The sequence below is a fragment of the Sphingomonas sp. BL-S-30 genome (assembly GCF_055521475.1).
This window is the reverse complement of sequence record NZ_CM145481.1, coordinates 1,729,454-1,743,697: the sequence shown is the minus strand read 5'-3', so window position 1 is coordinate 1,743,697 and position 14,244 is coordinate 1,729,454. Positions and strand designations below refer to the sequence as shown.

General features: G+C 66.0%; 14 protein-coding genes and 1 tRNA gene. 9 read left to right on the top strand and 6 right to left on the bottom strand.

What is annotated here, in order from left to right; genetic code table 11:
* Entirely contained in the window at positions 1–1,317 is a 1,317-nt protein-coding gene (locus tag ACZ1I5_RS08020) for an MFS transporter (RefSeq protein ID WP_465173172.1), read from the bottom strand.
* Positions 1,318–1,533: 216 nt separating this feature from the next.
* Here ACZ1I5_RS08020 and ACZ1I5_RS08015 point away from each other — a divergent pair, with 216 nt between their 5' ends.
* Entirely contained in the window at positions 1,534–2,307 is a 774-nt protein-coding gene (locus tag ACZ1I5_RS08015) for a GntR family transcriptional regulator (protein WP_465173171.1), read from the top strand.
* Between the two features lie 142 nt (positions 2,308–2,449).
* Here the strand turns inward: ACZ1I5_RS08015 and ACZ1I5_RS08010 are convergent.
* Together ACZ1I5_RS08010 and ACZ1I5_RS08005 are read right to left on the bottom strand one after the other, a co-directional pair.
* Positions 2,450–2,526, bottom strand: a tRNA-Ile gene (locus tag ACZ1I5_RS08010).
* A gap of 78 nt (positions 2,527–2,604) precedes the next feature.
* Positions 2,605–4,341, bottom strand: coding sequence for an ATP-binding protein (locus ACZ1I5_RS08005; RefSeq protein ID WP_465173170.1), 1,737 nt, complete (start codon positions 4,339–4,341; stop codon positions 2,605–2,607).
* Positions 4,342–4,565: 224 nt separating this feature from the next.
* On the opposite strand from ACZ1I5_RS08005, the gene ACZ1I5_RS08000 reads away from it, so the two are divergent.
* Positions 4,566–5,033, top strand: a complete 468-nt coding sequence (locus ACZ1I5_RS08000; RefSeq protein ID WP_372853614.1) for an Lrp/AsnC family transcriptional regulator — start codon at positions 4,566–4,568, stop codon at positions 5,031–5,033.
* 56 nt (positions 5,034–5,089) lie between these two features.
* Here the strand turns inward: ACZ1I5_RS08000 and ACZ1I5_RS07995 are convergent, their stop codons facing one another.
* The gene (locus tag ACZ1I5_RS07995; RefSeq protein WP_465173169.1) at positions 5,090–6,382 is read right to left on the bottom strand and encodes a tetratricopeptide repeat protein; all 1,293 of its coding nucleotides are present in this window, start codon (positions 6,380–6,382) and stop codon (positions 5,090–5,092) included.
* Positions 6,383–6,435: 53 nt separating this feature from the next.
* Positions 6,436–7,689 carry a tetratricopeptide repeat protein gene (locus ACZ1I5_RS07990; RefSeq protein WP_465173168.1) on the bottom strand — a complete coding sequence of 418 codons (1,254 nt, stop codon included), beginning with the start codon at positions 7,687–7,689 and terminating at the stop codon, positions 6,436–6,438.
* Positions 7,690–7,882: 193 nt separating this feature from the next.
* On the opposite strand from ACZ1I5_RS07990, the gene yaaA reads away from it, so the two are divergent.
* The 7 genes from yaaA (at position 7,883) to ACZ1I5_RS07955 (ending at position 13,833) form a co-directional block, all read left to right on the top strand.
* Positions 7,883–8,635 (top strand): peroxide stress protein YaaA, encoded by a 753-nt coding sequence (gene yaaA / locus ACZ1I5_RS07985; protein WP_465173167.1) that lies wholly within the window; start codon positions 7,883–7,885, stop codon positions 8,633–8,635.
* Positions 8,632–9,318, top strand: a complete 687-nt coding sequence (locus tag ACZ1I5_RS07980) for an SDR family NAD(P)-dependent oxidoreductase (protein ID WP_465173166.1) — start codon at positions 8,632–8,634, stop codon at positions 9,316–9,318. The genes yaaA and ACZ1I5_RS07980 overlap by 4 nt, the downstream gene beginning before the upstream one ends.
* 109 nt (positions 9,319–9,427) lie before the next feature.
* Positions 9,428–12,202 carry a DNA gyrase subunit A gene (gene gyrA / locus ACZ1I5_RS07975; protein WP_465173165.1) on the top strand — a complete coding sequence of 925 codons (2,775 nt, stop codon included), beginning with the start codon at positions 9,428–9,430 and terminating at the stop codon, positions 12,200–12,202.
* Between the two features lie 71 nt (positions 12,203–12,273).
* On the top strand, positions 12,274–12,453 hold the full coding sequence (locus ACZ1I5_RS07970) for an antitoxin (RefSeq protein ID WP_465173164.1): 180 nt from the start codon (positions 12,274–12,276) through the stop codon (positions 12,451–12,453).
* Positions 12,441–12,725, top strand: a complete 285-nt coding sequence (locus ACZ1I5_RS07965) for a type II toxin-antitoxin system RelE/ParE family toxin (protein ID WP_465173163.1) — start codon at positions 12,441–12,443, stop codon at positions 12,723–12,725. The genes ACZ1I5_RS07970 and ACZ1I5_RS07965 overlap by 13 nt, the downstream gene beginning before the upstream one ends.
* Before the next feature lie 60 nt (positions 12,726–12,785).
* A complete protein-coding gene (locus ACZ1I5_RS07960) occupies positions 12,786–13,130 on the top strand; it encodes a DUF952 domain-containing protein (protein WP_465173162.1) in 345 nt (114 codons plus the stop codon).
* Positions 13,131–13,161: 31 nt separating this feature from the next.
* The gene (locus tag ACZ1I5_RS07955; RefSeq protein WP_465173161.1) at positions 13,162–13,833 is read left to right on the top strand and encodes a GNAT family N-acetyltransferase; all 672 of its coding nucleotides are present in this window, start codon (positions 13,162–13,164) and stop codon (positions 13,831–13,833) included.
* A gap of 9 nt (positions 13,834–13,842) precedes the next feature.
* Here the strand turns inward: ACZ1I5_RS07955 and ACZ1I5_RS07950 are convergent, their stop codons facing one another.
* Entirely contained in the window at positions 13,843–14,229 is a 387-nt protein-coding gene (locus tag ACZ1I5_RS07950; RefSeq protein WP_465173160.1) for a VOC family protein, read from the bottom strand.
* Positions 14,230–14,244 lie beyond the last annotated feature (15 nt).

Here is a 14,244-nt window from a genome sequence, read left to right as displayed (position 1 = left end):
TCAGGCAAGATCCGCCCTGTGGCGGACGAACGCAGCCAGTATCCCCGACAGCGCGAGCGGGATCGCGAAGCACAGGAACACCACCCATAGCGGCAGTTGCTGGCCGAGCAGGAAACCGCCCATCAACGGGCCGATCACCGATCCGCCGCGGCCAATGCCGATCGCCCAGCCGATGCCCGAACTGCGCACCTCGGAGGGGTACATCTGCGCCGCCAGCGTATAGAAGCCGCTGAAGCCGCCCTGCACCGTCAGGCCCATGCCGATCGCCACGATCAAGACCAGCATGAGCGGCATCGGAATGCTGAAGATAACGAGCAACACAGCGCCGAACAGCATGTAGGTGCGGATCAGCCAGCTGATATCGCGCCTGGTCGCCAGCCAGCCGATGCTCGTCGTGCCGATGATCCCGCCGACATTGAAGACCGATCCGGCCCAAAGCGAATTGGCGGCGCTCAACCCGGCCTCGGTAGCCAGTTTGGGGATCCAGCTCGTCACGAAATACAGCACCAGAAAGCCGAGAAAGGTCGATAGCCACAGCGTGACCGTCGATTTCCACAGGCCATTGGCGAACAGATGGCCAAGCTTCGGCGCGGCGCTCCGGCTACGCGGCGGCGGCAGGCGGTCGAGCGGCATCAGGTCGAGACGACGACGCAACTTGTTGATCTCGGCAAGCGCGCCGGCCGGCTGGCGGTTCATCAAAAAGTCCAGCGATTCCGGCAGCAGGAAGAAGGCGACCGGCAGGATCAGCGCGCTTACCACGCCGGCGCCAAGCAAGGTCGGCTGCCACCCAAACTGCGGAATAGCCCAGATCGCCGCCAGCCCGGTGAACACCGCCCCGACGGGATACCCCGCCTGGAACGCACCGATCGCGATGCTCCGTCTGCCAGCTGGCGCATATTCGCTGGCCAGGGTCGCGACGCTGGCGAGCAGCGTGCCGATGCCGATGCCGGTCACCAGTCGGAAACCGACGAATGCAGGGACAGCGCTGACGAGGCCGGTCCCGAATGCGCCAATCGTGATCAGCACCAGCGCCCCAAGCACGATCGGGCGGCGGCCGATGCCATCGGCCAGCGGCGCAATCAGCACGCAGCCGATCATCATGCCGACCAGCCCGGCGCTGAAGATCATGCCGAGCGCCTCGAAGCTGACGCCCCAATCCTTGGCCATCGCCGGGGCGACATAGGAAATGATCAGCACGTCCATGCCGTCGAGCGCGTTGATCACGGTGCAAATCGCGACCACGATGATCTGCAACCTGGTCCAACCGACCAGACCGGTCGAGGGCGCGTCGAATTCGCCTGGTATGCCTGCCGCCATTGCCACCCCCTGAGTCCGTGGAACGATATTACGCAGGTGTGACAGAGCGGCAAGGTATTTGTTATAATGTTATAACTTTTAATCAAATCACCACCACTTATGTGCTATGCGCTTCCCTCGGGTGGAATTCTCAAGTTATACGGACGACCCCGGCCTTCGACCGGCGGGTCGGCCCGGTCGTCAGGACTGGAGCTGCATCGTGCGGAGAGGGATTGGATGATCGGCGTCAATCGGGAAATATCCAGCGTCGATCGCAAGACGGCCGTACCGCTTTATCATCAGATCTTCCTGCAACTGCGCGACGACATAGTTTCGGGCGCACGCGCCTTTGGCTCGTCGGTGCCGACCGAGCAGGAATTGTCGGAAAGCTTCGGTGTTTCCCGGATCACCGCGCGGCGCGCGCTGGACGAACTGGCGCTGCAGCACCTGGTCGAGCGCAAGCGCCGGGTGGGAACCCGCGTGATCTACAATCTGCCGGTCCGTCCGATCGTGGCCGATATCGGCAAGGCCGTCGATTCGCTGGTAACGTTCGGGCGCAAGACGAAGGTCACCGTTCTCGAAATTACGCGCGAGGAAGTGCATGACCCGGTCGCGTCGCTGCTCGGGGTAAAGCCGGGCACCCGTGTTGTCCGCGCCGTGCGTTTGCGCTGGCTCGACGGCGAACCACTAGGCTGCACGATCGCCCATGTCCCCGAGAATCTCGGCTTCATGATCACCGAGAAGAGCCTGAAGGAAATCCCTATCGTCAGCCTCGTCCAGCAATCCGGCCGTAAGTTCGGCGGCGCGGCGCAGACGATCGCCGCGGTGTCGGCCGATTCGGCGATGGCAGCTGCGCTCAAGATCGATTCGATGGCACCGCTGCTGCGCATCACCCGAGCCTTTCACGATGAGGATGGCGGCCCGATGCTGCTGACCCAGGCCTATTACCGCGCCGATCGGTACCAGATGCGCTTCGATCTCCAGTCGAGCACGATCCAGGCGGAGGTCTGACTCTTTCTTTTTGCCGGCCCGCCGCAAAAACCATCGCGCGGCACTTCGAGGGCGGCGCCGGATCGATGAACCCATGGCGGCCCCGGAATCGATTGAGCAAAATGGTTTTCCGACACCCTCTCGAAGAGATGAACGGTAGCTTTGGTGGGCCCGGCAGGACTTGAACCCGCAACCTACCCGTTATGAGCGGGCAGCTCTAACCAGTTGAGCTACAGGCCCCACCAAGCCGCTCGTTAGCGGAGGGCGTGCTTGGGTGGCAAGGCCGCCGCGCCGATGAAGGCGCGGATTGACTTGCGATCAGCTAGAAGAAACCCGTCCTGCGCGATCGCCGGGCGCCGCAGGCAGCCGCAACGTCAAAATCTTGTCGCCAATGGTCAGGGTGCCACGCAACTCGATCGCGAGATTGCAGGCCAGCCGCAGCGCAAAGCCAGTGCCGAGCAGCGGCGCGCCCTCGCGGTCGTTATCGATTTCCGCGTCGATCGTCAGCAGCTCGTCACCGGCATAGTCGGCAAGCGCCCCCGGCCGATCGAACACGACCGCGACCACCGCATCGGCATCGCGCATCGCAGCGATGCCGATCCGCTCGCCCTGCCCGCTCGACGCCACCAGCGTCGCGGCGAGCCGGGAGATCAGCCGCCCAACCGCGCGGTCATCGCCGGCAAGGGCGAGGTCGCTGTCGCCGAGATGGAGATCGATCGTCGTGCCGCGCAGCGCCGCCAGCGGCTGGAGTTCGCCCACGACGCGCTCGAGCAACGGCACCAGCGGCACCTCGCCCGGGCGCAGATCGAGCGCCCTGGCGTCGATCCGCGCGGCCATGTCGATATCGTCGATCGCGGTCAGTAGCCTGCTCGCAAGGGCCCTTATCTCGGCCGCATGCGCGCGATAGGCCTCGGATACGGGACCAAGTGTCTGCGATTCGATCATTTCCGCAAAGCCCGCGATGGCGCTGGTCGGCGTGCGCAATTCATGGACGAGCTGGCGCAGCGCATCGGAAGCGGGGTTGGGATCCGGATAGCGCTCGGCCGTCTCGTCGGGGCGCGGACGGCGCGCGGTGCAGCGATAGCCGGTAAAGCGTCCGCTTTCGTGGTCGAACACCGGGATGCCGGTGATCCGCCATGGCCCGGCAGCTTCCGAGTCGCCGCCGATGACGAGCCGCGCATCGGTAAAGCCCGTGCGCTGGCGGAATGCGCCCGCAGCGGCCCCGTCCACCTGCGATTGGCCCTGGATCGCCATCGGATTCAGCGACAGGCCGATCAGCGGCGCGCGGGCGGCGCCTTCGATCCAGCGGACCACGCCCGCCGCGTCGGTCTCGAACCGGAAACCCTGCGCGCGCACCGAGCCGGGCGCGAACAGGTCGGTCTCGACCGGCAGACGAATCGGCGTGACGGGCGTCTGCTCGCGCCGCTGTCGATAGGCGTCGATACGGGCAACCATCTCGGCGATCTGGAACGTGCCGCTCGCCGCTTCCTTGGGTGCCGGCAGATAGGCGAACTCGATCACATCGGCGCCAGGTTCCGGCGCATCCGCAGCGTCCTTCGCTTCAGCCTCGTCATGGGCAGGCACTTCGGTGACGACCGGCAGACCAGGCGCGATGCTGGCGAATGAAAGCGGCGATTCGCCAACGGGCTCGGCGACCGGCTGATGCGGAACGGCCTCCCATGCGGAATCGACGCTGCCGAAGCTCTCCAGCAGACCCGCCAAGGCCGGCGACAGGTCGCCGCGATAGCGCAGGACCGCGCGCGCGTCGGGCGCCATGGCCGGCAGCATCGCAATCCATTCGTCGTCGCGCAGCCTTGCGCTGCGGAGCAATGGCGCGGCAATGGTCGGCTCGTCTTCGACGAAGAGATGGACGAGCGCGGCGGGCGGGTCTGCACCCTCCGCGCCCCGTGCGCTCGCCGCGCGAACAGAGGGCGGCACGAGCGGGCGAATCGCCTTGAGTCGTTCGATCACGCCAGTCTCGGGCGCGATGCGGCGGCGGGCGATCAGATCGACCAGCTGCCGCCAGCCCGATTGCGCGCCGAGCGAGCTTGACATGTCCGCCGAAAGAACCGTTTCGAGGCTGTCGTCGAAGCGCAAAGATCGAATTCCCACCGGTCGCGAGGGCCGCGCCGCGGGACGTGCTTAGACGCCCGGCATGGCCGGCGAAACACCTGTTTTTGGCGCGTAGCAATGTGGGACAATTGCGTTCGCCCGCAATTATCTTATGCTGAACGCCGGCCGCTCGCCACAAAGACAGAGCCGGCGGGGAGCTTTGCGTAATGGCGTTTGATTCGATCGACCGGCGGATTCTGGGATTGCTGCAGGATGATGGCCGGATGACGAATGTCGATCTGGCGGAACGAGTCGGTTTGACCGCCCCACCCTGCCTGCGCCGGGTCCGCACGCTGGAGGAAGCCGGCGCGATTCGCGGCTATCATGCCGAGCTCGACGCGGCCACCCTGGGCTATCCGATCACCGTTTTCGCGATGGTCAGCCTGCGCAGCCAGGCCGAGCATGATCTCGCTGCGTTCGAGGACCATGTCGCACAGATTCCCGAGATCCGCGAATGCCATATGCTGAACGGCGAGATCGACTTCATCCTCAAGATCGTGGCGACTGACCTGAAGAGCTTTCAGGAGATCCTCACCACGCATCTGACGCCGGCGCCGAACGTGGCGAGCGTGAAGACCTCGCTGACGATCCGCACCGCCAAGGCGCTGCCCGGCATCCCGGTGCGGCAGGACTGACGCGAAAAGGGGCGGCCACGCCGCCCCTTCCCGACCGCACCATCCGCCGGCCACCGCTATACGGCGGGTGGAGTATCCAGCCAGATCTTCCACAGCGTCGCCGTGTCGCTGTCGGGCGCGGTGGCGACCGTCGCCAGATCAGCGCGCGCGCGCTCCTTGTCGCCGGCGAGCGCCAGCGCGATCCCGCGGTGAAGGCGCACATCGTCAGCATCCTTGACGCTCTTTGCCAGCGCGAGATCGTACATCTCGACCGCCTTGGCATAGGCGCCCCTGCCGATGCTCATATTGCCGAGCTGTGCCGCCAGCTCGCCATTTGCCGCCTTGCGCGCGGCGGCTTCGGTCGGGCCAGCCGCCGGCGCCGCCTTGCCCTTGGCGGGCACGGTGCCGAGCAGGCGGATGCTCTCCGGGTCCTTGGGCGGGATCGCGCCCGAGGCGAGCCCTTCCTGGATCACCGATTTCGCTTCGTCCTTCAGGCCGAGATTGTTCGCCCGCCGGGCATATTCCAGATATTCCTTCTGGCCGGCCAGGCTCTTGGTCGCGCGCATCAGGCGGAACAGGTCGACGAACCGGGTGTCGCGATCCTTGCGCTCGGCCGCGCTCAGCTTGGTCTCGTCCTCGTCCTTGAAGCCGTTGATCGCGATCGCGTCATGCCAGTTCGCCTTGGTGCCATAGGCAGCGAGCCATTTGCCGGTCCAGGCCGCCGTCTCCGGCGCCTTTTTCAGCCGGAGTCGCTGCGTCGTGAAGCGATACCAGCTTTCCGGCGGCTTCTTGCCTGCCGCGAGCTGGGCAGCGATCAGCGCATCGACTTCGGCCGCGCCAGCGGAAACCTGCCCGCCTTCCATGTTCGCGCGCACGATCTGCAGGTTCAGTTCGTCGTCGCGCAGGCCATTCTCGCGCGCCTGACGATAGAATTGCACCGCTTTGGCATAATCCTTCCGCGCATAGGCGAAATCGCCGAGCGTGTAGTTGTACCGCGCCGCGTCGTCCTTCGACGTGCGCGGATCGGCGATCAGTTCGGTCAGCGGCTTGACCATCGCCGTCTGGGTCTGGACCGTCACCGGCGATGCGCTGAGCAGCCTCACCCGGAGGGTCCGCCCGACAAAGCGCTCGCTGTCATTGCTCGCGCTCCGCTCGATCGTCGAGATCGCGCCTTCGGCACCCGCCAGGTCATTGGCCTTCAGCGCCAGCGTCGCCGCCGCCGCCGAATCCCGCACCTGCTTGGACAGGACGAAGCTCGCCGGACCGTCGGACGCCGGCTGTTCCTTCTTGCCCGCAGCGGTCGCCGCGAACGGGATTGCGGCACTCGCCGTCAGCAGCGCCGCCAGCGCCATCGTCGAAATCGTCTTCATTACTGATACTCTCCAAAACCGGCGCTGGCGGTCGCGCTCTTAGCTCCTGTGAATCACGCCAGCGGCGGCGAGTCCAGCCAGATCGTCCACAGATGCGCGATCTGGCTCAGCGGCGCGGTGGCGACCTTGGCGAAAGCGGCCTTGGCTTCGTCCTTGCGGCCGAGATTGGCGAGCGCCATGCCGAGATGCATGTTCACCGTGCTCGCATCGGCACCGGCCTGACCGGCGGCCGCCGTGTAGCTTTCCACGGCCTTCGCATAATCGCCCGCGGCATAATAAATGTCGCCGGCGACGCTCGGCTTGGATTTGCCCGCGGCGCTTGCCGCCGACACTTCGGACTTTATCGCTGTCTGAGCCGCCGTATAGACGCGCGCGATATCGGCATCGCCCGCCGGGATCTTGCCGGCCGCGCGGCCCTCATCGATCACCGCGGCCGATTCCCATGGCAGGCCCGAATCCAGCGCTGCCTGCACATAGCCATAATAATCGTTCGGATCGCTCAACACCTTGGTGCTGCGCATCGTGCGGTACAGGTCGAGCTTCTGCGCCTTGGTGAACTTGGTGTTGGTCGGATCGGTCACCTTGCGGAAATTGCCGACCGCGGTGCGCCAGGTGGCGACCTTCGGATAGGCCTTGAGCTGACGCACGAGCCAGTCTTCGGCGGTCGGAACGTCGCGCGCGGCATAGCTGTTGCTCACGGCATAGGCGTACCAGGATTCAGGCGCCGTCCGGCCAGCCGCCGTCTCGGCGGCGACGGCCTTGTCGAGCTCCGCGATCGCGTCCTTTGTCCGGTTGGTCGAGCCGTAAGCCTGGGCCAGCGATACCGAGAGGTCCGACTTGGCATAGCCGAGTTCGCGCGCCTTCAGCAGGAAGGGAATGGCCTGCTCGTTCTGCTTCGCGTCGATCGCGATCGTGCCGCGCACGAAATTATAGGCGGGAAGATCGGCCGGCGGAGTCTTCGGGTTCACGATCAGCGCATCGAGCGCGGTGGCCAGCGTGGCGTTATCCTTCTTCTCGCTTGCGATGTTCAGCCGGAAGATATTGGCGAAATACCGGTCGTCGTCCGTCGTCGCGAGCGGATCGGCGATGGCGAGCTTGGCTTCGGCGGTGGCATAATCCTTGGCATCGAGCGCCTTCTTGACCTCCTGCGCGGCCTTGCCGAAGGCCGGGCTCGCGGACAGCTTGGGCACGCCCGCCTCCGCCTTGTCGTCCTTCTTGTTCTTCTGCGCGGTTGCGGGCGCGGCAACCATGGCGGTGGCACCAAGCGACAGCATCAGGGCCAGGGCGACGTTCGGAAGCAACTTCATCAAGAAAAACTCCTAAGCGGATGGACGTCCGGTCAATTCGCAGACGCCTCTAATGTGGGGGGCACCATGGTTCAAGCGCACGGATTACCCGTTTGGTTCGCATTCAGGCGCTGAACGCTGCTTTAACGCACCGGATCCCCTGGGCGACACGGCACCTTTGACTCGCGCGCGCCGCACCGACTAGGCGCAGCGGGTGATCGCCCTGCTCTCCCCCGCCAAGACTCTCGACTATGAACGGCCCTTGCCGCCGGTCGAGGCCACCGTGCCGCGTTTCGCCGCCGAGGCGAGCTCCCTCGCCGCATCGGCCGCCCATCTCAGCCAGAAGCGCCTGGCCGAGCTGATGCAAATCTCGAAGAAGCTCGCCAAGCTCAACGCCGACCGCTTCGCCGGATTCGACGCCCAGCCGGAGCGCCCGGCGCTCTACGCCTTTGCCGGCGACGTCTATCTCGGCTTCGAGGCGCGCACGCTCGACGAATCGGGCGTCGCCTTCGCGCAGGATCATGTGCGTATGCTGTCTGGTCTCTACGGCCTGCTCCGTCCGCTCGATGCGATGCGGCCCTATCGACTCGAAATGGGCACGCACTGGGCGCCGCGCCGCAAGAGCCTCTATGCCTGGTGGGGCGATCGCATCGCCCAGGCCTTGCGCGACGATGTCGCGGCGGAAGGGTCGGGCGTGGTGCTCAACCTCGCCAGCCAGGAATATTTCCACGCCGTCGCCGACAAGCTCGCCGGCCTGCGCGTCGTCCATGTCGATTTCCGCGAACCCGGCCCCGATGGTCCGCGCTTCGTCAGTTTCCACGCGAAAAAGGCGCGCGGGATGATGGCGCGCTGGCTGTGCGAGCACCGCATCACCGACATCGACTCGATGAAGGGCTTCGACAGCGCCGGCTATCGCTTCGATGCCGCCGCGAGCGCGCCCGACAGCTGGCGCTTCGTCCGCGCATGAGCAGCGCGGTCGTGTTCGGCGCGTCGGGCGGCATCGGCGGCGCACTCCGCGACGCGATCGAGGACGAAGGCGCCTTCGATACCGTCCACGCCTTTTCCCGCAGCGCGACCGGCACCGACCTGACCGACGAAGCGAGCATCGCCGCCGCGGCCGCCATCGTCGCCAAAGGCCCCGCCCCGACTCTCGTCATCGTCGCGACCGGCCTGTTGCACGAAAAGGGACAAGGCCCGGAAAAGGCCATGCAGGAACTCGATCCGGCCTGGCTCGCCCGCAACTTCGCGGTGAACGCGATCGGCCCGACGTTGGTCGCCAAGCATGTCCTGCCGCTGATGCCGCGCACCGGCCGCACCGTCTTCGCGGTCCTGTCGGCGCGGATCGGCAGCATCGCCGACAACAGGCTCGGCGGCTGGTACGGCTATCGCGCATCGAAAGCGGCGCTCAACATGATGGTCCGCACCCTCGCCATCGAGGAGAAGCGCCGCAACGACCGCTCGATCGTCGTCGCGCTGCATCCGGGCACCGTCGACACCGATCTGTCGCGCCCGTTCCGCGGCAATGCCGCGCCCGGCACCCTGTTCGATCCGGCCCGGGCCGCGATGCAGTTGCTGGATGTGATCGACGGCCTGAAGGCACCCGACAGCGGAAAGCATCTGGCCTGGGATGGCGCGGAAATCGCGCCGTAGCGTCCCTCGCGTACGCGCGCACGCGTGACGCACGCGCGTGACAAAGGCGGCAGGCTGGGCTAGACCGTCATCGAACAGACATACACACCATTTCCGAAAGCCTTGAAACTTGACCGACGAGACACTCCTCGCCGACCCTTCCGATATTTCACCGATCTCGATCGTCGACGAGATGCGTTCGAGCTATCTCGATTACGCGATGAGCGTGATCGTCAGCCGCGCGCTGCCGGATGTGCGCGACGGGCTGAAACCGGTGCATCGCCGCATCCTCTTCGCCAGCCAGGAAGGCGGCTTCGTCCCGGGCCGGCCGTATCGCAAATGCGCCAAGATCGTCGGCGACGTGATGGGCAATTACCATCCGCACGGCGACAGCTCGATCTACATGGCGCTCGCCCGCCTCGCCCAGGATTGGGCGATGCGCGTGATGCTGATGGACGGCCAGGGCAATTTCGGATCGATGGATCCGGATATGCCCGCGTCGATGCGCTACACCGAGGCGCGGCTGACCAAGGCGGCGATGGCCCTGCTCGAGGATATCGAGAAGGACACCGTCGATTTCGCGCCCAACTATGACGGCTCGCGCGAGGAGCCGACCGTGCTCCCGGCGCGCTTCCCCAACATCCTGGTCAACGGCGCCGGCGGCATCGCCGTCGGCATGGCGACCAACATCCCGCCGCACAATCTCGGCGAAGTGGTCGATGCCTGCCTTGCCTATATCGAGCGCTCGCTCGACGGCGGCGACGCGATCACGATCGACGAGCTGATGGAGATCGTGCCCGGTCCGGATTTCCCGACTGGCGGCATCATCCTCGGCCGCGCCGGCTGCAAGGGCGCCTATCATGAGGGCCGCGGCTCGATCATGGTGCGCTCGCGCCACGTCGTGGAGGAAGGCCGCAACGACAAGCGCTCGATCGTGCTCACCGAAATCCCGTACCAGACCGGCAAGAACGCTCTGGTCGAAAAGATCGCCGAGGCCGCCAAGGACAAGCGGATCGAAGGCATCAGCGACATCCGCGACGAATCCAATCGTCACGGCGTGCGCATCGTCATCGACCTGAAGCGCGACGCGACGGCCGAGGTCGTGCTCAACCAGCTCTGGCGCCACACGCCCGCCCAGTCGAGCTTCCCGGCCAACATGCTCGCGATCCGCGGCGGCCGGCCCGAAACGCTCAACCTGCGCGACATCATCGAGGCTTTCGTCAAGTTCCGCGAGGAGGTCATCACCCGCCGCTCGAAGTTCGAGCTGGCCAAGGCGCGCGAGCGCGCGCACATCTTGCTAGGCCTGGTCGTCGCGACGACCAATCTCGACGAGATGGTCAAGATCATCCGCGGTTCGTCCAGCCCGCCGGTCGCGCGCGCCGCATTGATGGCGCGCGAATGGCCGATCGCCGAGATTCTGCCCTATATCAAGCTGGTCGAAGCGGTCGAAAAAGAGGTCGAGGGCGACACCTATCGCCTGTCCGACATCCAGGTCCGCGCGATCCTCGACCTGCGCCTGCACCGCCTCACCGCGCTCGGCCGCGACGAGATCGGCGAGGAGCTGAAGACGCTCGCCGAATCGATCACCGAACTGCTCGCGATCCTGGGCGACCGGGTGAAGCTCTACGGCGTGATGAAGGACGAACTCGCCGCCGTGCGCCTCGCCTTCGCCACCCCGCGCAAGACCGAGATCGCCGCCGCCGCCGACGGCATCGACGACGAGGACCTGATCGAGCGCGAGGACATGGTCGTCACCGTGACCATGCAGGGCTATATCAAGCGCACCACGCTCGACACCTTCCGTGCCCAGCGCCGCGGCGGCAAGGGCCGTGCCGGCATGGCGACCAAGGACGAGGATATCGTCACCGAGCTGTTCGTCACCTCGACGCACACGCCGGTGCTGTTCTTCTCCACGCTCGGCAAGGTGTACCGCATGAAGGTCTGGCGCCTGCCCGAGGGCGGCGCCGCCACCCGCGGCCGCCCCATGATCAACCTGTTGCCCCTCGCCGAGGGCGAGACGATCTCGACCGTGCTGGCGCTGCCGGAAGACGAGGCGGAGTGGGGCAAGCTCCACGTCATGTTCGCCACCGCCAAGGGCAATGTGCGCCGCAACTCGATGGACGCGTTCACCAACGTGCCGTCGAACGGCAAGATCGCGATGAAGTTCGAAGGCGAGGACGAGGACGACCGGCTGATCGGCGTCGCGCTGCTGGACGAAGCCGATGATGTCCTGATGGCCACGCGCCAGGGCAAGGCGATCCGCTTTGCGGGCGACGAGGTGCGCGAGTTCCAGAGCCGCAACTCGACGGGTGTACGCGGCATCAGGCTGGCCGCGGGCGACGAGGTCATGTCGCTCTCGATCCTGCACAAGGTGGGTGTCCGCGATCAGGACGAACGTGACGATTATCTCCGCCACGCCCCCTGGAAGAATACCGAGGTTGCCGACCGCGCGCCGCGCCTGATGGACGACGCCCGCTTCGAAGAGCTGATGAGCCGCGAGCAATTCATCCTCACTGTCTGCTCGAACGGATACGGCAAGCTGTCGAGCGCCTTCGAATATCGCCGCACCGGTCGCGGCGGCCAGGGCATCACGAACATCGACAACATCGCCCGCAACGGCCCCGTCGTGGCAAGCTTCCCCGCCTCCAAGGGCCATCAGCTGATGCTGGTGACCGATCAGGCCAAGCTGATCCGCATGTCGCTCGGCGACCTGCGCGTCATCGGCCGCGGCTCGGCCGGCGTGAAGCTGTTCGATGTCGGCAAGGACGAACATGTCGTCTCCGCCGCCCGCATCGAGGAAACCGAGGAAGAGGCCGAGGTCGATCTGTCCGACGGCCCGGTCGCCGGCGCGCCGACGCCCGACGGTGACACGAGCGAGGATCTGGCCGACGGCGGCGAGGCCTGATGGGGTGACGTCCGCCGCGCATTGCGGCGGGCCGCCTCGCAAGACCGGTCTGGTCATGCTATATTTGGCCTATGAAGGCTGAACGCGCGATATTCGAGCAGACGGATCCTGATGCCGAGGCGGCAGCCGACGCGCGGGCGGACGCCGATATCAAGGTGGGGCGTACCGTCGATCACGCGGAGGTGGTCGCATGGTTGGCCAAATGGGGCACCCCTGAAGAGACGCCCGCGCCGCCCGAATGGCTCGCATAGTCTGGACGCGGGAAGCGCTCGCCAACCTCGAGCTGATCCGCTCCTACATTCACCAATTCGATCCACAGGCAGCGCGACGCATGGCGCGTCGCCTGATCGAGGCGGGCGACAGCCTGCAGACCTATCCGCATCGCGGTCGCCCGGCGTCGGGAGGAAGGCGGGAACTGGTCACGATCCAGCCCTATGTCATTCGGTATCTGGTTGACGGCGACCGGGTCTTTATCGTGGGAATTCGCCACAGCGCGCAGCTTCAAGACGACCAGGAAGCTTGACCGTTGTATGCGCGGTCCCTCGGGTGACTCACAATCCGTTAGTTTTGGAGAGGGAATCGCATGACGTCGTTAACCGCCTACAAGGTCCTGACCGCCGATCAGATGGCCGTGCTCGAAACCGGCAGCTTCGCCGGCGCGCCGATCGACCTGGCCGATGGTTATATCCACCTCTCCACCGCCCGGCAGCTCGACGAGACGGTCGACAAACATTTCGCCGGTCAGGCCGATCTCCACATCGCCGCGGTCGATCTCGAGGCGCAGGGCGAGACGCTGAAATGGGAGCCATCACGCGGCGGCCAGCTGTTTCCGCACATCTATGGCCCGCTGCTGCTGGAAACGGTGATCGCCTATGGCCCGATGGAACGGGACGACCAGGGCAAGGTCAGGCTGCCCGTCGCCGGCTGAACGCGACGGTTGCGATGTTCCTTTCGGCATCATGGCGCTCGTGCACGAGATGAAGGACCATTCGGCACTTTCCCCGGTCGATCCGTTGCTGGTGAAGGCCTGGCTGACGGCGCGATCGCTGGCGCGCGGCCTGCCCCCGCCGGTCGAGGATCATGGCGGCTGGCGGGTCGACACCAACCTCCCGGCCGAAACACAGCGCTTCGTCTTTGCGCAGGCCGGCGAGCCGATGCGGGCGCTGGCGGAATCGATCGTCGCGCCCCTGATTTTCCTCAAGCTCTGCGGACCGGCCGCGGCAATGCGCCCGCTGCTGCCCGCGCGGTGGCATATCCAGGGCGGCGGCTATCTGATGACCTGCGAGAAGCAGCCGAATGCGCCGGCACGGCCCGGACCGGGATATCGCGTGGACGTGTCCTGCACCGGCGCCGTGACTGCCGTGCGGATCGTTACCGATGACGGCGCGCTGGCAGCGAGCGGCTTTGCCGCGGAGGCAGGCGGCCTGTTCGTCTATGACCGCATCGCGACTGAACCGGCGCACCGCCGTCGGGGGCTTGGCAGCGCGGTGATGACGACCCTGGGCGCGGCACGGCGCCAAACCGGGTCGAAACAGGTGCTGGTCGCCACTGAAGACGGCAAGGCACTTTATTCCATGCTCGGTTGGGCCGTCCGCTCGCCCTATACGAGCGCGTTCATTCCGGCCCCCTGACGCCGCCGCCTATTCCGGCCGGTGGCAGACCGCCTCGACATTGATGCCGTCGGGGTCGAACACGAACGCACCGTAATAATTGGGGTGATAATGCGCTCGGATGCCCGGCGCGCCATTGTCCCGTCCGCCACTCGCCATCGCCGCTTCGTAGAAGGCGTCCACCTCGGCACGACTGTCAGCGGTGAAGGCGACATGCATACCCGCGCCCCGCGGCCCGCCATTGCCGACCCAGAAAGACGGCTTGCCCTGCTTGCCCAGCCCGAGCCCGTGATAGCCGCCGCTCTCCTCGGGCGTCACCTCCATCATCAGCCCGATCCCGAGCGGCGCGAGCGCTGCCTCGTAGAAGCGGCGGGAAGCATCGAAGTCCGACGCGGCGATGCCCATATGATCGATCATCGATTGTCCTTTCAG

Bases quoted from the DNA above. Each gene is read 5' to 3' on its own strand.
- ACZ1I5_RS08020 (WP_465173172.1), bottom strand. From the start codon at position 1,317: ATGGCGGCAGGCATACCAGGCGAATTCGACGCGCCCTCGACCGGTCTG.
- ACZ1I5_RS07970 (WP_465173164.1), top strand. From the start codon at position 12,274: ATGAAGGCTGAACGCGCGATATTCGAGCAGACGGATCCTGATGCCGAG.
- ACZ1I5_RS07995 (WP_465173169.1), bottom strand. From the start codon at position 6,382: ATGAAGACGATTTCGACGATGGCGCTGGCGGCGCTGCTGACGGCGAGT.
- ACZ1I5_RS08000 (WP_372853614.1), top strand. From the start codon at position 4,566: ATGGCGTTTGATTCGATCGACCGGCGGATTCTGGGATTGCTGCAGGAT.
- ACZ1I5_RS07960 (WP_465173162.1), top strand. From the start codon at position 12,786: ATGACGTCGTTAACCGCCTACAAGGTCCTGACCGCCGATCAGATGGCC.
- ACZ1I5_RS08005 (WP_465173170.1), bottom strand. From the start codon at position 4,341: ATGTCAAGCTCGCTCGGCGCGCAATCGGGCTGGCGGCAGCTGGTCGAT.
- ACZ1I5_RS07965 (WP_465173163.1), top strand. From the start codon at position 12,441: ATGGCTCGCATAGTCTGGACGCGGGAAGCGCTCGCCAACCTCGAGCTG.
- ACZ1I5_RS07950 (WP_465173160.1), bottom strand. From the start codon at position 14,229: ATGATCGATCATATGGGCATCGCCGCGTCGGACTTCGATGCTTCCCGC.
- ACZ1I5_RS07955 (WP_465173161.1), top strand. From the start codon at position 13,162: ATGGCGCTCGTGCACGAGATGAAGGACCATTCGGCACTTTCCCCGGTC.
- ACZ1I5_RS08015 (WP_465173171.1), top strand. From the start codon at position 1,534: ATGATCGGCGTCAATCGGGAAATATCCAGCGTCGATCGCAAGACGGCC.
- ACZ1I5_RS07980 (WP_465173166.1), top strand. From the start codon at position 8,632: ATGAGCAGCGCGGTCGTGTTCGGCGCGTCGGGCGGCATCGGCGGCGCA.
- ACZ1I5_RS07990 (WP_465173168.1), bottom strand. From the start codon at position 7,689: ATGAAGTTGCTTCCGAACGTCGCCCTGGCCCTGATGCTGTCGCTTGGT.